The 861-nt window shown below is 49.0% G+C and carries 1 protein-coding gene; it reads right to left on the reverse strand.

Annotation, left to right across the window (positions count from 1 at the left end):
- Positions 1-75 precede the first annotated feature (75 nt).
- Positions 76-861, reverse strand: coding sequence for an endonuclease/exonuclease/phosphatase family protein (locus ACTHUM_RS15700; protein WP_070837631.1), 786 nt, complete (start codon positions 859-861; stop codon positions 76-78).

An 861-nucleotide genomic window follows, 5' to 3' on the forward strand; every position in this document is an offset into this window, starting at 1 on the left:
GTTTTATCTCAACTATCTGAGCGAAAAACTTTTTCTTTCGATACATTCCAAATAGTGCTTTAAAAAATTTTAGCCTTACATTTTTCTATCTGATTTCATATTCATTTTACGATGCGGCCTAACCGTTACACTCAATGGCAGATGATCTGACAAATGCTGCCAGTCTTTACTGTTGTGGATTTCAGAATCGATGACATCAAGATTGCGCGTGTAAATGCGGTCGAGGCTGAGGATAGGCAGGCGCGAAGGGAAGGTTTTGGGGCGTTTACCTGTATTATCGACGAATACTTCGTTCAAATCTAATGCCCTGCCCAGCTCACGCGCTGATTTCTGCCGCCAGTCATTGAAATCGCCGGCAATAATCAAGGGGCTGTCAGGGTTGATATGGCGGTCGACATAGTCGCTGATGGCGCGGTATTGTTTAAGGCGGTCAGGCTCGCGCAGGTTGAGGTGGACGCACAAACACACCAGCGGATCTTCCCAACCTTCAGGCACGACTTCGCAATGCAACAGGCCGCGCTGTTCGAGTTTGTTGACGCTGATGTTGAGGTTGTTTTCCGTTTTCAGCGGTAGGCGGCTGAGAATGGCGTTGCCGTGGTGTCGTTTGGGATAGACGGCATTTTTGCCGTAGCTGCGATGATAATCGAGGCTGTCGCCGATGATGTCGTAATGCGGCGCATCGGGAAAGTCGGTACGGCGGCTTCTATTGAGATGTTGTCCTTGGACTTCTTGTAAAAACAAAACATCCGAACCCAATGCACCCAGCGCGTCAGCCATACGGTTGACCTGCACTTTGCGGTTGAGCGCAGACATGCCTTTGTGCATATTGTAGGAAGTAATGGTAACTGGACGGGGAGACAT

The organism is Neisseria sp. P0021.S006, assembly GCF_051956895.1.

Bases quoted from the DNA above. Each gene is read 5' to 3' on its own strand.
- ACTHUM_RS15700 (WP_070837631.1), bottom strand. From the start codon at position 861: ATGTCTCCCCGTCCAGTTACCATTACTTCCTACAATATGCACAAAGGC.